Source organism: Streptomyces sp. CLV115 (genome assembly GCF_038448545.1).
Lineage (GTDB): Bacteria > Actinomycetota > Actinomycetes > Streptomycetales > Streptomycetaceae > Streptomyces > Streptomyces sanglieri.
Genome location: NZ_JBCEWQ010000048.1, coordinates 1 through 14,297, shown reverse-complemented (window position 1 = coordinate 14,297; position 14,297 = coordinate 1). Strand labels below are relative to the sequence as shown.

The window sequence follows — 14,297 nt, the reverse complement described above, 5'->3', positions numbered from 1 at the left end:
AAAGCACCGACCGGGCACGACGAAGAGGCGACAGGCGATGACGACGAAGAAGACGTACCGGACGATCGGCGCGACCGCTGCCGCCGCCCTCGGCCTCGCGCTGCTCACCGGATGCGGCGGGGAGAGTGCCACGCTCCCGCAGGGCTGGGAAAAGCTCGACACCAAGAGCCTCTCCGTCGGCTACCCCGGGGAGAGGGGCTACAAGGAGCAGCCCGCGGCCGACCGGGCGAAGGCCAACGCGGCCGTCGCGCTCAAGGAGGAGAGCGGGCTGCGCACCGGCATGGTCTCGGTGCAGCTGGACTTCGCCACGGGTGTGGACGATGCCGACGAGGCGGCGTCCGCGGCGGGCGCCGGCATCGGTCTCGGGGCGACCCGCAAGGGGACCGAGGAGGTGCGGCTCGCGGGCGCGGAGAGCGCCCGTGAGGCGCGCCGGATCGACTACGAGTTCACGTCGAGCGGCGAGGACCGGACGCCGGCGCAGGGCACCCGGATGACGGGGGTCGTGGTGGCGGGCGTCGATTCGAAGGATGTGCCGTTCGCGGTCCGGCTCAATGCGGTGAAGGGCTCGCTGAGCTCGAAGGACCTGGACGCGTTCGTCGATTCGATCACCGTCAAGTAGCGGACCGGGAGCGCTCGTTCATGCAGATCCTGCCCGGCGGCACGGCCACGTTCCTGCTGCTGCTCGGCCTGCTCCTCGGTGCGTTCGCGGTCCGTTCCGCGCTCCGGCTGTACCGGGTGCTGCGGCTGGTGCGGCACGGCGAACACACCGAGGGGTGGTGTTCGGACCGCCGGACGGTCGACCGGGGGCCGGGCTCGGAGCGCGGTCACGCCACCGAGTACGTCTTCGCGTTCCGCACCCGCGACGGCCGCGACGTCGAGTTCACCGACCACGCCCCGGGTCCGTTCGGCTTCGAGGTCGGGGCGCCGGTCCGGGTCAGCTACGACCCGGCCGCCCCGGAGCGGAACGCGACGGTGGCCGGGCCGGGGGCGTGGGGTCCGGTGCTGATGCCCGCGGTGTTCGCGCTCGTGCTCGGGGTGTTCGCGGCGGGGCTGCTGCTGGGCTTCGTGGCGATGCGGGGATGGCTCTGAGGGACCTGCCCCGCTGACGGGGGCGCGGGGCCAGAACGTGGCGCGGGTTCGTCGCGAGGCGGGGGCCTGCTTCGTGGAACGCACCCCGCTCGCGGGGCGCGGGGTCAGAATGTGGCGCGGTCGAACGGCGCCGGGAGCCTTTCCAGCGCACCGGCGGCCCGCAGCAGGGTGTTCGCCTCGATGACGGTCTCGACGGCAGGGGACTGCGTACCGCCACGGGTGAGGTCGACGACCAGTCCGCCGTGAGCGGTGCGGACGTAGGTCGCGGGCAGGTCCTCGGGGGCGAGGGCGGCACGGCCCGCGGAGAGGAAGACCGCCCGGCCGCACCGGGGGTCGGAGTTCTCCAGGCCGAACCGTTCGGCCACCGCACGGTACAGGGGCCTGTCGTACACCTGCCCGGTGTCGAACTCCCAGTGCTCCGCGAGGAGGCGCAGGATCTCCGGCGCGCGCCGGATCACCTCCGCCGTCTCGTCCACCTCGCGCGACCGGAAGGCGAGCGAGACGGAGTTCACCGCGTACTGCGAGGTGCTGCCCACGTGGATCGCCAGGGACACGTGCGCCGCTGCGGGGTTGCGTGCCCACAGCGACGTCGTGTACCCCGCCACATCGAGATCGGGGCCGGTGTTCGTCCGCTCGATGTACTCCGCCAGCGCCGGGGCCGAGGGCTCCTGCACGGGGTCGGACGGCTCGCCGTCACCGGCCTCGTGCCACACGTCGAACGTCCGGCCGTCGATGTCCCCCAGCGCGGTGAGCGTGCCGGCCCAGCGTTCGGCGACGGCGGCCACGGATTCCCCGCGAGGGCCCCAGAAGCCATTGACCACGACGTTCAGCACGGCACGTTCTCCTCGGCTCCGGTCTGCGGTTCCACACCCCGTCCGGCGGTCAGCCGGTCACGTCCCCCGGGGTGTGGATCACCTTAACCGGGATGCCCCGGTCCTCGAACATCTCTCGCGCCGCCTCGGCGACGTCCGGGTCGGACAGGTGCCACTCGACCGGCTTGCCGCGTGCCGCGTCGACCTGCCGGCTCGCCTGGTCCGCCCACCGGTCGGCCACCTTCGGGGTGAGCGTCCCGGTGTCGGCGTTGTAGAAGTCCTTGCCCTTGTACCCGTACTTCGCCTCCAGGTAGGTGCCCCGCGAGGCGTCCCAGCCGTCGAAGTCGACCGGCTTTCCGGTGAGCTTGTCGAGCGGAACCCGGTACTCCTTGCCGCGGCCCACCTTGGAGATCTGCTCCTGGTAGCGGGCACCCATCTCGGTCGGGTAGTTCCAGACGCCGGGCTTGATCTCCTGCCAGTTGCCCTCGCCGCCATCCTTGGCCCCGGCCGGCGGGTCCTTGAGGTCCTTGTACCAGGCCGGCTTCGGCTGGTTCTTGGCGTCCTCCAGGGCCTTGCGGCGCTTGGCCGCGTCCGCGGCCTTCTTCGCCTCGTCGGCCAGGCGCTGGGCCTCGTCGGCGGCGGCCTTCTTGTCCGGGTCGACCTCGTCGCACTTCCCGGCGAGGAATCCGACGGGCACGGACGTGCGCGCCCCGGCGACGACGCCGGTGCCGGAGCCGGACAGTGAGACGCCCGCGCCGCTGCCGTACGGGACGCGTACCCGGCCGCCCATGCCGACGGTGCAGCCCTTGAGGCCGGCCTGCTCGGCAGCGTCGTCGGCGTGCTGCTGCGCTTCCTTGGCGGCCTTCTCCGCGGCTGTGATGTCGCCGGCCTTGGCGGCCTTCTTGGCCTTGTTCGCGGCCTCGCCCGCCTTCTCGGCGACCTCGCCGAGCTTGCCGAGCTTCCCGAACTTGCCCAGCTTTCCGAACTTGCCGACGAGCTTGGCCTCGCCGTAGCCCGGGATGAACAGCGAGCCGATGTTCCAGAGACCGGTGCCGATCGCCTGGCCCTCGTTGCCTTCCTTCCACATGTCCCGGACCTCGTCGCCGATGAACATGTCGTCGAGGACCTTGATGCCGGTGCCGCCGGACGCCTTGGTCCAGTCCCAGACCGCGCCGAGGTAGTCGCCGTCGGCCCACTTGTCCCCGGCGCCCTTGGAGTCCTGGCTCCACTTGTCGCCGAGGCTCTTGCCGTAGTCCATCAGGCCGTCCCAGGCCTTGATGGGGTGGAGGATCGTGTCGATCGTGCCGGTGACGTCGCCCCAGAGCCCGTCGCCGATCAGGCCCTTGAAGAAGCCCCCGGTCTGGTGCGCGGCGCAGGAGAAGAACGCGCCGACGCCCGAGGTGCAGCTCTCCTCGGACTTCCCGTCGTCGCCGTCGCCGGAGCCGTCCTGGTCGTCGTCGCCGCCGTTCGGCTCCCCGGAGGTGTCCACGTCGTCGCCGCCGTCGTCGACCTGGACGGCGGGGTCACCCCCGTTGGAGCCCGCGGAACTTCCGGCGGCGCCGGAGCCGTTGCCCGCGCTGCCCGCCGAACCGGATCCGCCGGTGGCATCGGTACCGCCGGACGCGTTGGAGCCTCCGGCCACGTCGGACCCGCCGGAGCCGGAGCCGGCCGGGCCCGAGCCCCCGGAGTCCGTGCCGCCCGTGGCCACCGATCCGCCCGTGTCCGTACCACCGGCGTCCTTGCCGCCGGCCGTGGTCGATCCACCGCTCGTGGTCGATCCGCCGGAGCCCTTGCCGGGACCGGCCTCCACATTGCTGCCGGGCGCGGGGCAGGCGCTCCCGGTGAGCCGGCAGATCGCGTCCTGGAGCCCGCCGGTCAGCTGGGCGCCGATCCCCGTGACGACGAGTCCGCCGATGAGGGCCACGACGACCAGGACCATGCCCAGGTATTCCATCGCGGTCTGACCCGCGTCGTCCCGGCGCCACCTGATCATGCGCGCGATGCTGAACCGCCGGTGCGGCAGGCGCTGTGCGAGCGGCAGGTCGAACCATTCGCGGGAGCTCGCCCGGAACAGCAGTACGACGACGGCGACCGGCATCACCAGCTGGGTGACGCCGCGCCCGCCGCCGTCCTGGCCGAGGGTCGCCAGCGCGCCCAGGGTGAGCCAGACGTGTACGGCCAGCAGTCCGCGCCAGACCCAGACACCGCCGGTGCGCAGATACAGCGAGAGCACGAACCCGATCACGCTCGGCAGCGCCGCGTACAGCAGCAGCCCGAACAACTGGCCGTCGACCTCGTCGACCGCCGAGGCCACGGTCATCACACCGATGCCGCCCACGACCGCGGCGGCGAAGAGGAGCCGTACGAGGATCAGCACCGCCTGCAACGGGCGCGGCAGGGACCGTCTGCCCTGTCCACCCACGGCGACGCCCCCGCCCGCGCCACCCGAAACCGCAAATCCGCCTATGCCAGACACGACGAGTCCCCCACCTTGCCGGTGTACGGCCACAGTTCAGCCACTCCACGCATCGGACCACACCGGCACCCATCGGGGCATGGGCCTCAGGACCCAATGCAAGGCTCAAAGTCGGCGCTACCGGACGGGAATCCGACTGCCGGAGCGGAGATCCGGCTACCGGACGGGGACCTCGCTCCCGAAGAGCATCCAGGGCGACTGGTCGTACGAGGCCACCCCGGCCAACTGCGGCTGCATCGCGGCTATCTCGTGCCGCACGGCCAGGGTGTCCGGCCAGCTGTCGAAGAACGTGGTGCCGTTGATGACGACGCCGCTCCAGTCCGTCGCCACCGAGGCGCCCTCGCGGTCGACGACGAATCCGATGCAGAGCACCGATGCCCGCCCTATCGCCTCCCTGATCGCCCGCGCGGCGACCTCCTGCTCGTCCCGGGTCAGCCGGCCGAAGCCGAATTCGAGCGCGACGACTCCGTCCCGCATCCGGCGGATGCGGGCGGGTACTTCGGTTCCGCTGGTCATCCACAGCACGAAGTCGACGCTGTCGAGCCGCTGGAGTCCGGCGAGGAGCACGAGCTGCTCCCTGGTCACCCACGACGGGGTGCCGTGCGGTCCCGGCCCCGGGCCGAGCAGCGTGACCCGCCTGGTCACCGGGTGGCTGAGCCGCAGCCCCGCGGCGTCGAGATCATTGAAGAGCGACTCGGAGTCCGGTCGGCTCCAGCCGAGGTGGTACGAGTAGAAGAAACCGTCACTCATCGACACATCACCCCATGCGAGACAGGTGGAGCGTGCAGTTCCAGATATCTGCGGGCACGCCGGACAGGCGCTCGTGGCAAGCGCCGGTCGGGTGGCTCACAGTCGGTCGTACACGAGCGTAATGAGGCCGGATCGCCGGGGCGTGGGCCCACGGACCCAGGAGCGGGCCCCATTGGACAATGCGGTGGACAGCGGACGGTCCGTCGCACATCGTGTACGGCGATGACACGCACCGATTCGCCTCCCGCCTGGGACGAGCGCACTCAGCTGGCCACCTTCCTCGACTACGTACGCGACACCGCACGCGCCAAGTGCGAGGGCGTCTCGCCGGAGGACGCCCGCAGGGCTCCGCTTCCCGGCTCGCCCCTGATGACGATCGCCGGGCTGATCAACCACCTGAGCTGGGTGGAGTACCACTGGTTCGAGGTGGCCTTCCTCGGTGGCCCGGACGAGGGCCCGTGGACCGACGAGGACCCCGACCGCGAGATGCGTATCGCGGTGGACATGCCGCTCGCCGATGTGCTTTCGCTCTACGAGGAACGGACCGCTCGCTACAGCGAGTTGGTCGCCGCCACCGACCTGGACACCCGGGCCGCACAGCCGCGCCGCGACGGCACCCACCCCGATCTGCGCTGGATCGTCCTGCATCTGATCGAGGAGACCGCCCGGCACAACGGGCACCTCGACATGATCCGGGAGATCGTGGACGGCACCACCGGCGTGTAGACCCGTCCGTTCGCTGGTGGGTGCGCGGCGCACCCACCACCGTCGGCTATCCGATCCCGGCGACGGCGGGGGCGATGTGCTCGGCGATCTGGTGGGTGAAACTGACCGGGTGCCGGTCGGGCAGCACCTGGATCTCGCCGATGCCCAGGCCCGCGTACGCCTCCGCGTCGGCGAGGAACGCGGCCGGCCTGTCCAGGACCGGGCCGCCGTACATCACGGTCTTCGTGATGGCGTCGTAGTCACGGCCCTCCGCCTCGCAGTGCGCCCGCAGCACGTCGAGCTTGTGGGCCACTTCCTCCTGGCCGGTGGCGAAGAGATTGCACGCGTCCGCGTAGCGGGCGACCAGGAGCAGTGTCTTCCTCTCGCCCCCGCCGCCGATCATGATCGGCGGGTGCCCGCCGATCGGCTCGGGGACACACAGCGTCTCCGCGAGCCGGTAGTGCCGGCCCCGGAACGGGCCGTTGTCGTCGCTCCACATCTGGAGACAGATGCGGATGGCCTCCTCCAGCCGCTCGAACCGCTCGGCGACCGGGACCACCGGTACGCCGAGCCCGTACTGCTCGCGCTCGTACCAGGAGGCTCCGATGCCCAGCCTGGCCCTGCCGCCGGACAGCACATCGAGGCTGGTGACGATCTTCGCCAGCAGTCCGGGGTGCCGGTACGTCACACCGGTGACCATCAGCCCGAGCGTCATCCGCTCGCTCACCGCCGCCACGTAGCCGAGGGTGGTGTACCCCTCCAGCATCGGTTCGTCGGCGACGCTCTGCCCGGTCTCCATCTGGAAGTAGTGGTCCATCACGCTGAAGGACGCGATCCCGGCCTGTTCGGCGACCCGCACCGATTCCGCGAGGGTGGGCGCGATGAGCGCCGGGTCGGCGGGTGTGGAGTAGTTCCAGTAGTGCAGGCCGAGCTTCATGTCCGCCCTCCGAAGGCCGAGGGGGCTCGGGCGCGGGACTTCGGCGCCGTCGCGGCCGGTGGTCTCACGCTACGCGCGGCGGCATCCATCGGCATGTCGGGCGGGCGCGGGCGTACGGCAGGCCGGGCGGGCACCGTCCGGCGAACCGGGCGGACACCGTCGAACTCGCTACGGTTTCAAAATATCCGAATCGGAAGTAATGCTCCTATGCTGGAGCCATGGAGACCACGCGCGAGCCGGCCCCCGGCGGCGACTCGATCGACCGGCACATCTCCCGATGGCGGCGGGAGGTCCCCGACCTGGACCCGGTGGTCGAGGGCGCCGTCACCCGGATGCAGATGCTGGTCCAGTACCTCCAGGGCCGCAAGGAAGCCGGGCTCGCGCAGCGCAGGCTGAAGATGTGGGAGTACGAGATCCTCTGGCGGCTGCGCTCCGCCGGTGAGCCGTACCGGATGACACCGACCCAGCTGGCCGAGGGCCTGGGCACCCATCCGGCGACGCTGACGAACCGGCTGGACCGCCTGGCGAAGTCCGGCTACGTGACCAGGGAGCCCGCGCCGGGGGACCGCCGGAGCCTGCTCGTCGTACTGACCGAGAAGGGGCGCGACGCCTGGGCGTCCACGATCGGCGATCAGATGGCGACCGAACGCGCGCTCCTGGCCCCGCTGGACGAGGCGGAGCGGGAACAACTCGTCGTCCTGCTGCGCAAGATCGCCTCGGCGGCGGAGTCCGACGGCCCGCCGCTCATGCCGTCCCCCGGCTGAGCGGGCACGCCGCGACGGCGAAAGGGCCGATGCCGAGAGGAATCGCCCGCGTGCGGCCACGGTTCACCGCGACTCGGCACCACGGGTTGGACACCTCAACTATCTTGCTGCCGTGGACCAGTTGACCGCCGAAGATCCGACGCACATCGGCCCCTACCGTCTGATGGCCCGGCTGGGCGCGGGCGGCATGGGTCTGGTGTATCTCGGCCGTTCCGAAGCCGGACGGACCGTGGCCGTGAAAGTGGTGCAGGCCGAGCACGCCCAGCACCCCGAATTCCGCAAGCGGTTCACGCGTGAGGTGGCGGCCGCCCGCCGGGTGGGCGGGACCTGGACGGCGGACGTGCTCGACGCCGACACCGAGGCACAGGTGCCGTGGGTCGCGACCCAGTACATCCCCGGGCCCGACCTGACCACCGTGGTCGCCAAGGACTTCGGGCCGCTGCCCGAGCACTCGGTCCGCACCCTCGCCAACCGCCTGGCCACGGCCCTGGAGTCGGTGCACGGCGCGGGTCTGATCCACCGCGATCTGAAGCCCTCGAACGTGCTGGTGACGGTGGACGGACCACGGGTGATCGACTTCGGGATCGCGCGGGCCGTGGACGGCATCGCCGGGGACAGCCTGCACACCCGCACCGGAATGCTGATCGGCTCCCCCGGCTTCATGTCCCCCGAACAGGTGCGCGGCCTCGAACTCACCCCCGCCAGCGATGTGTTCTGCCTGGGTGCGGTCCTCGTGTACGCCGCCACCGGCCGCCTTCTCTTCGGCGCCACGCAGACCGGTCTGAACGCGCACCTCTTCCGGATCGCGGAGGAGGAGGCGGACCTGACCGGGGTACCGGAGTCGCTCGTCGACCTCGTACGCGCCTGTCTGCACAAGGACCCGGCCCAGCGGCCCACGCCCGCCGACGTGGCCGCCCGTACGGCCGGTGAGCAGGACGGCGAGTGGCTGCCCGGTGCGGTGCTGGCCCAACTCGGAAGGCATGCAGCGCAGTTGCTGGACTTCGCTCCGCAGACGCGGGCCGCGCGTCCGGATCCGCGCGTGCCGGCCCAGGCCCGGCCCGTTCCGGCACAGCCCGTTCCGGCACAGCCCGCGTACACCCCGACGGCACCGGCGGACCGCCGGCCGCCACCGGGGTCCGGGCCGTCCCTGAGCAAGGCACCCGGCGGCCTGCCGACGGCCCCCGTCCCGGCCGACGCGCCGGCTCCGCACCCGATGCGGTGGTGGGGTCTGGGGATGGCCGCGTCGGCTCAGCTGCTGGTGCTGATCGGCACATCGATCACGAGCACCGCGCTACCGGCCGTCCAGGCCGATCTGGGCGCCTCCATCGACGACATGGGCCTGATCTACACCGCTTACACGCTGACCTTCGGCCTGCTGTTGCTGCTCGGCGGGCACCTCTGCGATCTCCTGGGCCGCAAACGGGTGTTCGTCATCGGCGCGACCGGTTTCGCCGTGGCGTTCGCGGTCGGCGGCCTGGCCTCCTCCGCCGGCCTGCTCATCCTCGCCGGCGTGCTCCAGGGCGCGTCCGCCGCGCTGCTCTCGTCGTCCGCGCTGGCCCTGGTCTCCGCCGGATTCAGCGACCCGAGGGAACGCGGCAGGGCTTTCGGCGTCTACGCCGCGGTCGCCGGCGGTGGCCTGGTGTTCGGCGTGTTCGCGAGCGCCACGCTGGTCGACGGCCTGGCATGGCGCATGTGCATGTACGTCATTGCCGCGCTCGCCCTGGTCCTCGCGGTCTGCGCGGCCCCCCTGGTGCACGACCCCCAGCCGGTCCGCAGCCCCGCCCGTCCGGACGTACCGGGCCTGGCCATCGGCTCCGTAGCGCTCATCGCCCTCGCCTTCGGCTTCGACCGGGCCCAGGCGACGGGCTGGACCGCCCCCCTGACCCTGATCCTCCTCACGAGTGGCGCCCTCCTGCTGCCGGCCTTCGTGTGGCAGCAGGCCGTTTCGCCCGGCCCGCTCGTCCCGGCGCACGTGCTCGGGGACCGTAACCGCGCGGGTTCTCTCCTCGCCCTGCTCTTCCTCGGCCTGAGCCTGTTCGTCACGTTCCTGGTCGCGGACAGGTACCTCCAGGCCATCCTCGAATACTCCCCGGCCCACAGCGGCAAGGCCCTGCTGCCCATGGCCGGTGCGACCGTCCTCGCCGCCACCCAGGTCTCCGCCCGTCTGTGCCACCGGCTGGCACCCCGCAACCTGATCGTGCCGGGCCTGCTCCTGACGGCGGTCGGCCTGGCGCTTTTGACCTCCATCGAGATCGATGCGGGCAGCTCGTACACCGCCCAGGTGCTGCCGGGCACACTGCTCATCGGCTTCGGTGCCGGACTGGCCCTCACGCCGCTGCTCACCACCGTGACCGGCCCAGTCGCCGCGCAGGGTTCCGGCGGGACCTCGGCGATGGTTCTCGCGGCCCAGAACATGGGCGTGTGGGCCGCCTGGCCCCTGTTCGCCGGCGTCCTCGCCTCGACGACCTCCGATCGGCTCAGCGGCCTGCCGGACGCCTCCCCCTCGGTGATCGAAGCGGCCAAGGCCGGCTTCTCGCTCAGCCCGAACGACGGGATCGGCAACGCGGTGGAGAGCGGATACACCGCGGTCCTCTGGTGGACGGTCGGTCTCACCCTGCTCGCGAGCGTGCTCGCCGGACTGCTGGTCACGGCCAGGGCTCCGCAGCGGTGACCACGGGGAGCTGCCCCAACGATCAACCCTGAGGGCCGAGTTGGGCGTCACAGGCACCGAGGGGGGCGACACCGCGCCCCCTCGGTGACCCGGAGGCAAGACGTATGAGGCAACGGACCGCACGTATCTCCTCGCTCGCCCTGGCGGTGGCCGCGACCGTGGGGGCGTCCGCATCCGCTCCTTCCGCACAAGCGGCCCCCGCGTTCACCGCACCCGGGCACGAGGCGACCCGGGCGGCGTTGCGGGCCGTGGTGGAGAAGGGCGGGCTGCCCGGCGTGGCCGCCATGGCACGGGACGGCAGGGGCAGCTGGTACGGGGCGGCCGGTCACGCCGACACCGCCACCGGTCGCGAGCGCTCCCCCGACGACCACTTCCGCGGGGCCAGCATCACCAAGACGTTCATCGCGACCGTCCTGCTCCAGCTGGAGGCGGAGGGGAGGCTGAGCCTCGACGACTCGGTCGAGCACTGGCTGCCCGGCCTGGTGCGGGGCAACGGGTACGACGGGAACCGGATCACCCTGCGCGCACTCCTCAACCACACCAGCGGCATCGCCGACCACACCTCGGACCCCGCGTTCGTGCACGACGCCGCCGGCCCCGGTTTCCCCGAGCACCGGTACGACACCCATACGCCCGAGGAGCTGGTGGCGGTGGCGCTGAAGCACCCGCCGGTCCCCGACCCGGAGAAGACACCGCTGTACTCGAACACCAACTACGTCGTGGCCGGGATGGTCATCGAGCGGGCGACGGGCCGTTCGTACGCCCAGGAGACCACCCGCCGCATCATCCGGCCGCTGAAGCTGCGCGGGACGTCGTTCCCCGGCACGGCGCCGCAGCTGCCCGACCCGCACCCCGTCGGCTACTCCCGCCTCCACCAGGAGGCCCCCGGCGCCGAGATCCATGACGCCACCGAGCAGAACATGACCTGGCTGGGCGCGTCCGGCGACATCATCTCCACCGCAGGCGACCTCAACCGCTTCCAACGCGCCCTGATGGCAGGCCGGTTGCTGCCGCCCGCGCAGATGGCCGAAATGCTCGACGAGGTGCCGCTGGGCGACGGGACCGGGTACGGACTCGGTGTGGAGTTCGCGCGGTTGTCCTGCGGTGTGAAGGTGGTGGGCAAGAGCGGCCGTACGAACGGTTCCCTCTCGGCGATGGTCGGCACACAGGACGGGAAGCACCGGCTGACGTTCAACATCAACGGTGACTGGCTGCTGAGCGGGGCGGTCTACGTCGATGTGATCGAGGCCGAGTTCTGCGGCAAGGCCCCGGCGCGCAGGTCCCGCGCCGGACTGGCGCCGGTGTCCTGAGAGCCCGGGACCGGAGAGACGGAAGGGCTCCACCCGGGTCGCGGGTGGAGCCCTTCCTGCCGGGTGTGCTGCCGCCCGGACTAGTGCTGGGCGGTGCGCCGTCGGCGCATCCACCACATGAGGCCGCCGCCGGCCGCCGCGAGCACCGCGGCGACGCCCGCGATCAGGCCGACGGGGGTGTCGCTGCCGGTGCGGGCGAGATCGCCGCCGGGGCCGCCCGGCCCGGACGTGGCCGGGGGCTGTCCGCCGTTGCTGCGGGTCGGGTCCGGCGTGCCCGGCGTGGAGGGCTTGCCGGTCGGGGTCGGCTTGCCGATGTGCGACGGGGTGGGAGTGGGGTCGCCGCCCGGGTCCTCGCCGCTCTCGTCACCGCTGGGCCCGGCACCGAGGTAGAGAGTGTCGGTGTCCCGGTAGGAGGTGTCGTCGGATTCGCGGGAGTTGCGGGTGGTGTTGTCCAGGTCCCGGTTCTCCAGGTCGAAGCGCGCCTTACTGATGTTGCGCTTGGGCTGCTTGGAGAAGTCGACGCCGCCGACCCCCTGCTTGTAGATCTTGCCGCCGTACTTCAGCTCGAACCACTCGATGCCCTCCTTGATCGTCTTCATGTACTTGTCCCAGACCATTTCGCGGGTCCAGTCCTGGTGCGGGGCCCGGATCGGCCACGCGGAGACGTCGTTGGAGTTGATGATCCGGTGGAAGTCCGTCGGGGACTTGGCGTCGGTCTGGCGGATGTACTCGGCGGCGACGCGGGCGTTGTAGACGGCGCGCAGATCTGCGTACTTGGGGTCCTTGTTCACCCGCTCCTGGATGACCGGGACGATGTTGGCGTTGACCGACACCTCGATCTGCTTCTTCTCGGCGTCCGAGAGGTCGGTGCACTCGGTGGAGCCGGGGACGGTGTAGTCGACGTCCAGCCACTGGGCGGACACGTCCATCGGCGAGTCGAGGATGTAGATCCCGCCGTCCTGCTCGCGGACCTTCGCCTCGTCGGGCTCGATCCAGAACCGGGTGCCGGGGAAGCACGGTATGCCGTTGCGGCGCGGCGCGGTGTCCCAGTAGCGCTTGCCCTCGGCGTGCTTGTCCGGGTTCAGCGCCTCGGAGAAGTCGTACTTCATGAGCAGGTCCGCGTCGAGAAGAACCCGGCCGGCGTCGGTCTTGCCGAACTTCGTGTCCATGACCTTGCCCGGCTGGTCCGGGTTCAGGTTGACCCAGAACTTGTCGGGGGTCAGCGCGAGCCAGGTGAACAGGGCGTCGGAGGAGAGCTGCATCCTCCTCTCACCGCCGAAGCCGGGGTTGTTGTCCGGGTCGGGCATCTGGTCGGCACGCATGGAGTACTGCATGCCCTTGCCCTTGCCGAGGCCACCGACGTAGCGGAGCTCCATGGTGGTGAAGTCGACGCCGCCGGGGCCGCCCCTGGGGAGGGTGCCCCTCGGGTCGAGGCGGTTGGCGTCCCGCTGGAAGCGCTTGGCCTCCTCCAGGGTCTTCCCGGAGGAGATGGCGCGCTGGTTGGCGGGACCGCGGGTGCCGCAGTTGTTGGCACCGGCCGCCATGAGCTGCGTCTGTGTGCCGCCGGTCTGGCAGGCGGGGGCGAACCACCGCTGATGGTCGGAGAATCCGCGGATCGGGGTGGTCTTGGGCACCGGGTTGTAGAACCGCTGGTTGCCGCGGACCTGGCCGGACTTGCCGCCCCGCATGGCGCGGACGTCGCGTTCCAGGTCGTTGATGTGCTTGACCTGGCCCTGGGTGAACTTCTTCGCGCCGGTGAAGCGGAAGGTGTGCTTGGGCAGCGACTTGGCGACGACCCGGTCCTTCGCGAGCTGCTTGGCGGTCAGCTTGCTGTTGGACTTGAACTCGTTGAACTCTTTGGTCTTCTTGTTGTAGGCGTCGTAGCGGCGCTCACCGACCTTGTCGCCGTTCTTGTCGAACAGCTCGACGGTGACCTCGCACAGCCAGTCCGGGCCGATCAGGCGGTAGTCCTTGACGAGCTGACGCTCGAAGCCGGAGCCCTTGTGGTTGTTGACCTGGTTGCGGATGTACCGCTTGTCGAACCAGTGCTTGAACCCCAGGCCCTCCTTGTTCGCGAAGTACCGGGCGTAGATCTCCATGGCCCGGTCCTCGGGCTTCTTGGAGAGGTCGGCGGCCTTCTTCCAGGCCGCCACGTTCTTCTCCAGGTCGCCGGGGACCTTGGACAGTGCCTGCGTCTTCTCGGCGGCCGTCGGTGTCTTCAGGCCGTCGTACGCCTGGCCCGGAAGGTCGTACTCGAACTTCCGCGGGAGGGCGGTGTCCTTGTGGAGGTTGCCGGTGAGGTCGTTGGGGAACCCGGAGTTCGCCGGGGTCTTCGCGGCAGGCGGGAGATTGTTGCGGGTGTCGCAGCGCTCACCGGAGTTCTTTTTCAGCTTCGCCGAGACCGGCGGCAGCTTCGGTGGCGCGGCCTGGACGGCCGGCAGTCCGGTCATGGTGACGGCCGCGGTCAGGCCGAAGGCGGCCGTGAAACGGGCCGCGAACCGCCACCGGGACGGTATGCGGAGCAGTTTGTTCAAGAGCTCGTCTTTCCCTCGGATGGGGCCTGAGGGGTTGTGGGCGGCACGTTGGGCCCCCGTGACGTGTACGCGCCGCCCGGACACCATAGCCACAACTGCGCCTTGGCAAAGAGGAGTTAATGGCGTGTCGGCACCGCAGCTCCCCGCCCCCTTCACACCTCGGTCGCCGGCTCCCCGCGCCTTGGAGGTTGCGCGGACAGACGTGCGTTCGCGCGTTGATGGGCGGCGGGGTCCGTGCGGGGCCGGGGG

General features: G+C 71.0%; 11 protein-coding genes. 6 read left to right on the top strand and 5 right to left on the bottom strand.

Annotated features, from left to right (window positions below; all coding sequences use genetic code 11):
* Positions 1-37 precede the first annotated feature (37 nt).
* On the top strand, positions 38-619 hold the full coding sequence (locus AADR41_RS18415) for a hypothetical protein (RefSeq protein ID WP_342282503.1): 582 nt from the start codon (positions 38-40) through the stop codon (positions 617-619).
* Between the two features lie 20 nt (positions 620-639).
* Positions 640-1,089: a DUF3592 domain-containing protein gene (locus tag AADR41_RS18410; RefSeq protein WP_342282502.1), complete on the top strand. Its 450-nt coding sequence runs from the start codon at positions 640-642 to the stop codon at positions 1,087-1,089.
* Between the two features lie 104 nt (positions 1,090-1,193).
* Here AADR41_RS18410 and AADR41_RS18405 read toward each other — a convergent pair whose 3' ends face one another.
* From AADR41_RS18405 to AADR41_RS18395, 3 genes are all read right to left on the bottom strand, one after another.
* Complete coding sequence (locus tag AADR41_RS18405) at positions 1,194-1,922, bottom strand: Imm52 family immunity protein (RefSeq protein WP_342282501.1); 729 nt, start codon at positions 1,920-1,922, stop codon at positions 1,194-1,196.
* Positions 1,923-1,971: 49 nt separating this feature from the next.
* On the bottom strand, positions 1,972-4,377 hold the full coding sequence (locus AADR41_RS18400) for a Tox-REase-5 domain-containing protein (protein WP_342282500.1): 2,406 nt from the start codon (positions 4,375-4,377) through the stop codon (positions 1,972-1,974).
* 156 nt (positions 4,378-4,533) lie between these two features.
* On the bottom strand, positions 4,534-5,127 hold the full coding sequence (locus AADR41_RS18395; protein ID WP_342282499.1) for a hypothetical protein: 594 nt from the start codon (positions 5,125-5,127) through the stop codon (positions 4,534-4,536).
* A gap of 222 nt (positions 5,128-5,349) precedes the next feature.
* Here AADR41_RS18395 and AADR41_RS18390 point away from each other — a divergent pair, with 222 nt between their 5' ends.
* Positions 5,350-5,853 (top strand): DinB family protein, encoded by a 504-nt coding sequence (locus AADR41_RS18390; RefSeq protein ID WP_342282498.1) that lies wholly within the window; start codon positions 5,350-5,352, stop codon positions 5,851-5,853.
* Between the two features lie 46 nt (positions 5,854-5,899).
* Here AADR41_RS18390 and AADR41_RS18385 read toward each other — a convergent pair whose 3' ends face one another.
* On the bottom strand, positions 5,900-6,769 hold the full coding sequence (locus tag AADR41_RS18385; protein WP_342282497.1) for an LLM class F420-dependent oxidoreductase: 870 nt from the start codon (positions 6,767-6,769) through the stop codon (positions 5,900-5,902).
* 218 nt (positions 6,770-6,987) lie between these two features.
* Here AADR41_RS18385 and AADR41_RS18380 point away from each other — a divergent pair, with 218 nt between their 5' ends.
* The 3 genes from AADR41_RS18380 to AADR41_RS18370 all read left to right on the top strand — a co-directional run bounded on the left by AADR41_RS18380 (position 6,988) and on the right by AADR41_RS18370 (position 11,514).
* Positions 6,988-7,533 carry a MarR family winged helix-turn-helix transcriptional regulator gene (locus AADR41_RS18380; RefSeq protein WP_342282496.1) on the top strand — a complete coding sequence of 182 codons (546 nt, stop codon included), beginning with the start codon at positions 6,988-6,990 and terminating at the stop codon, positions 7,531-7,533.
* A gap of 112 nt (positions 7,534-7,645) precedes the next feature.
* Positions 7,646-10,204, top strand: a complete 2,559-nt coding sequence (locus tag AADR41_RS18375) for an MDR family MFS transporter (RefSeq protein ID WP_342282495.1) — start codon at positions 7,646-7,648, stop codon at positions 10,202-10,204.
* A gap of 104 nt (positions 10,205-10,308) precedes the next feature.
* Complete coding sequence (locus AADR41_RS18370) at positions 10,309-11,514, top strand: serine hydrolase domain-containing protein (protein ID WP_342282494.1); 1,206 nt, start codon at positions 10,309-10,311, stop codon at positions 11,512-11,514.
* Between the two features lie 80 nt (positions 11,515-11,594).
* On the opposite strand, the gene AADR41_RS18365 is transcribed toward AADR41_RS18370, so the two are convergent.
* The gene (locus tag AADR41_RS18365; protein WP_342282493.1) at positions 11,595-14,048 is read right to left on the bottom strand and encodes a hypothetical protein; all 2,454 of its coding nucleotides are present in this window, start codon (positions 14,046-14,048) and stop codon (positions 11,595-11,597) included.
* Positions 14,049-14,297: the final 249 nt, after the last annotated feature.

Bases quoted from the DNA above. Each gene is read 5' to 3' on its own strand.
- AADR41_RS18415 (WP_342282503.1), top strand. From the start codon at position 38: ATGACGACGAAGAAGACGTACCGGACGATCGGCGCGACCGCTGCCGCC.
- AADR41_RS18410 (WP_342282502.1), top strand. From the start codon at position 640: ATGCAGATCCTGCCCGGCGGCACGGCCACGTTCCTGCTGCTGCTCGGC.
- AADR41_RS18395 (WP_342282499.1), bottom strand. From the start codon at position 5,127: ATGAGTGACGGTTTCTTCTACTCGTACCACCTCGGCTGGAGCCGACCG.
- AADR41_RS18390 (WP_342282498.1), top strand. From the start codon at position 5,350: ATGACACGCACCGATTCGCCTCCCGCCTGGGACGAGCGCACTCAGCTG.
- AADR41_RS18385 (WP_342282497.1), bottom strand. From the start codon at position 6,769: ATGAAGCTCGGCCTGCACTACTGGAACTACTCCACACCCGCCGACCCG.
- AADR41_RS18380 (WP_342282496.1), top strand. From the start codon at position 6,988: ATGGAGACCACGCGCGAGCCGGCCCCCGGCGGCGACTCGATCGACCGG.
- AADR41_RS18370 (WP_342282494.1), top strand. From the start codon at position 10,309: ATGAGGCAACGGACCGCACGTATCTCCTCGCTCGCCCTGGCGGTGGCC.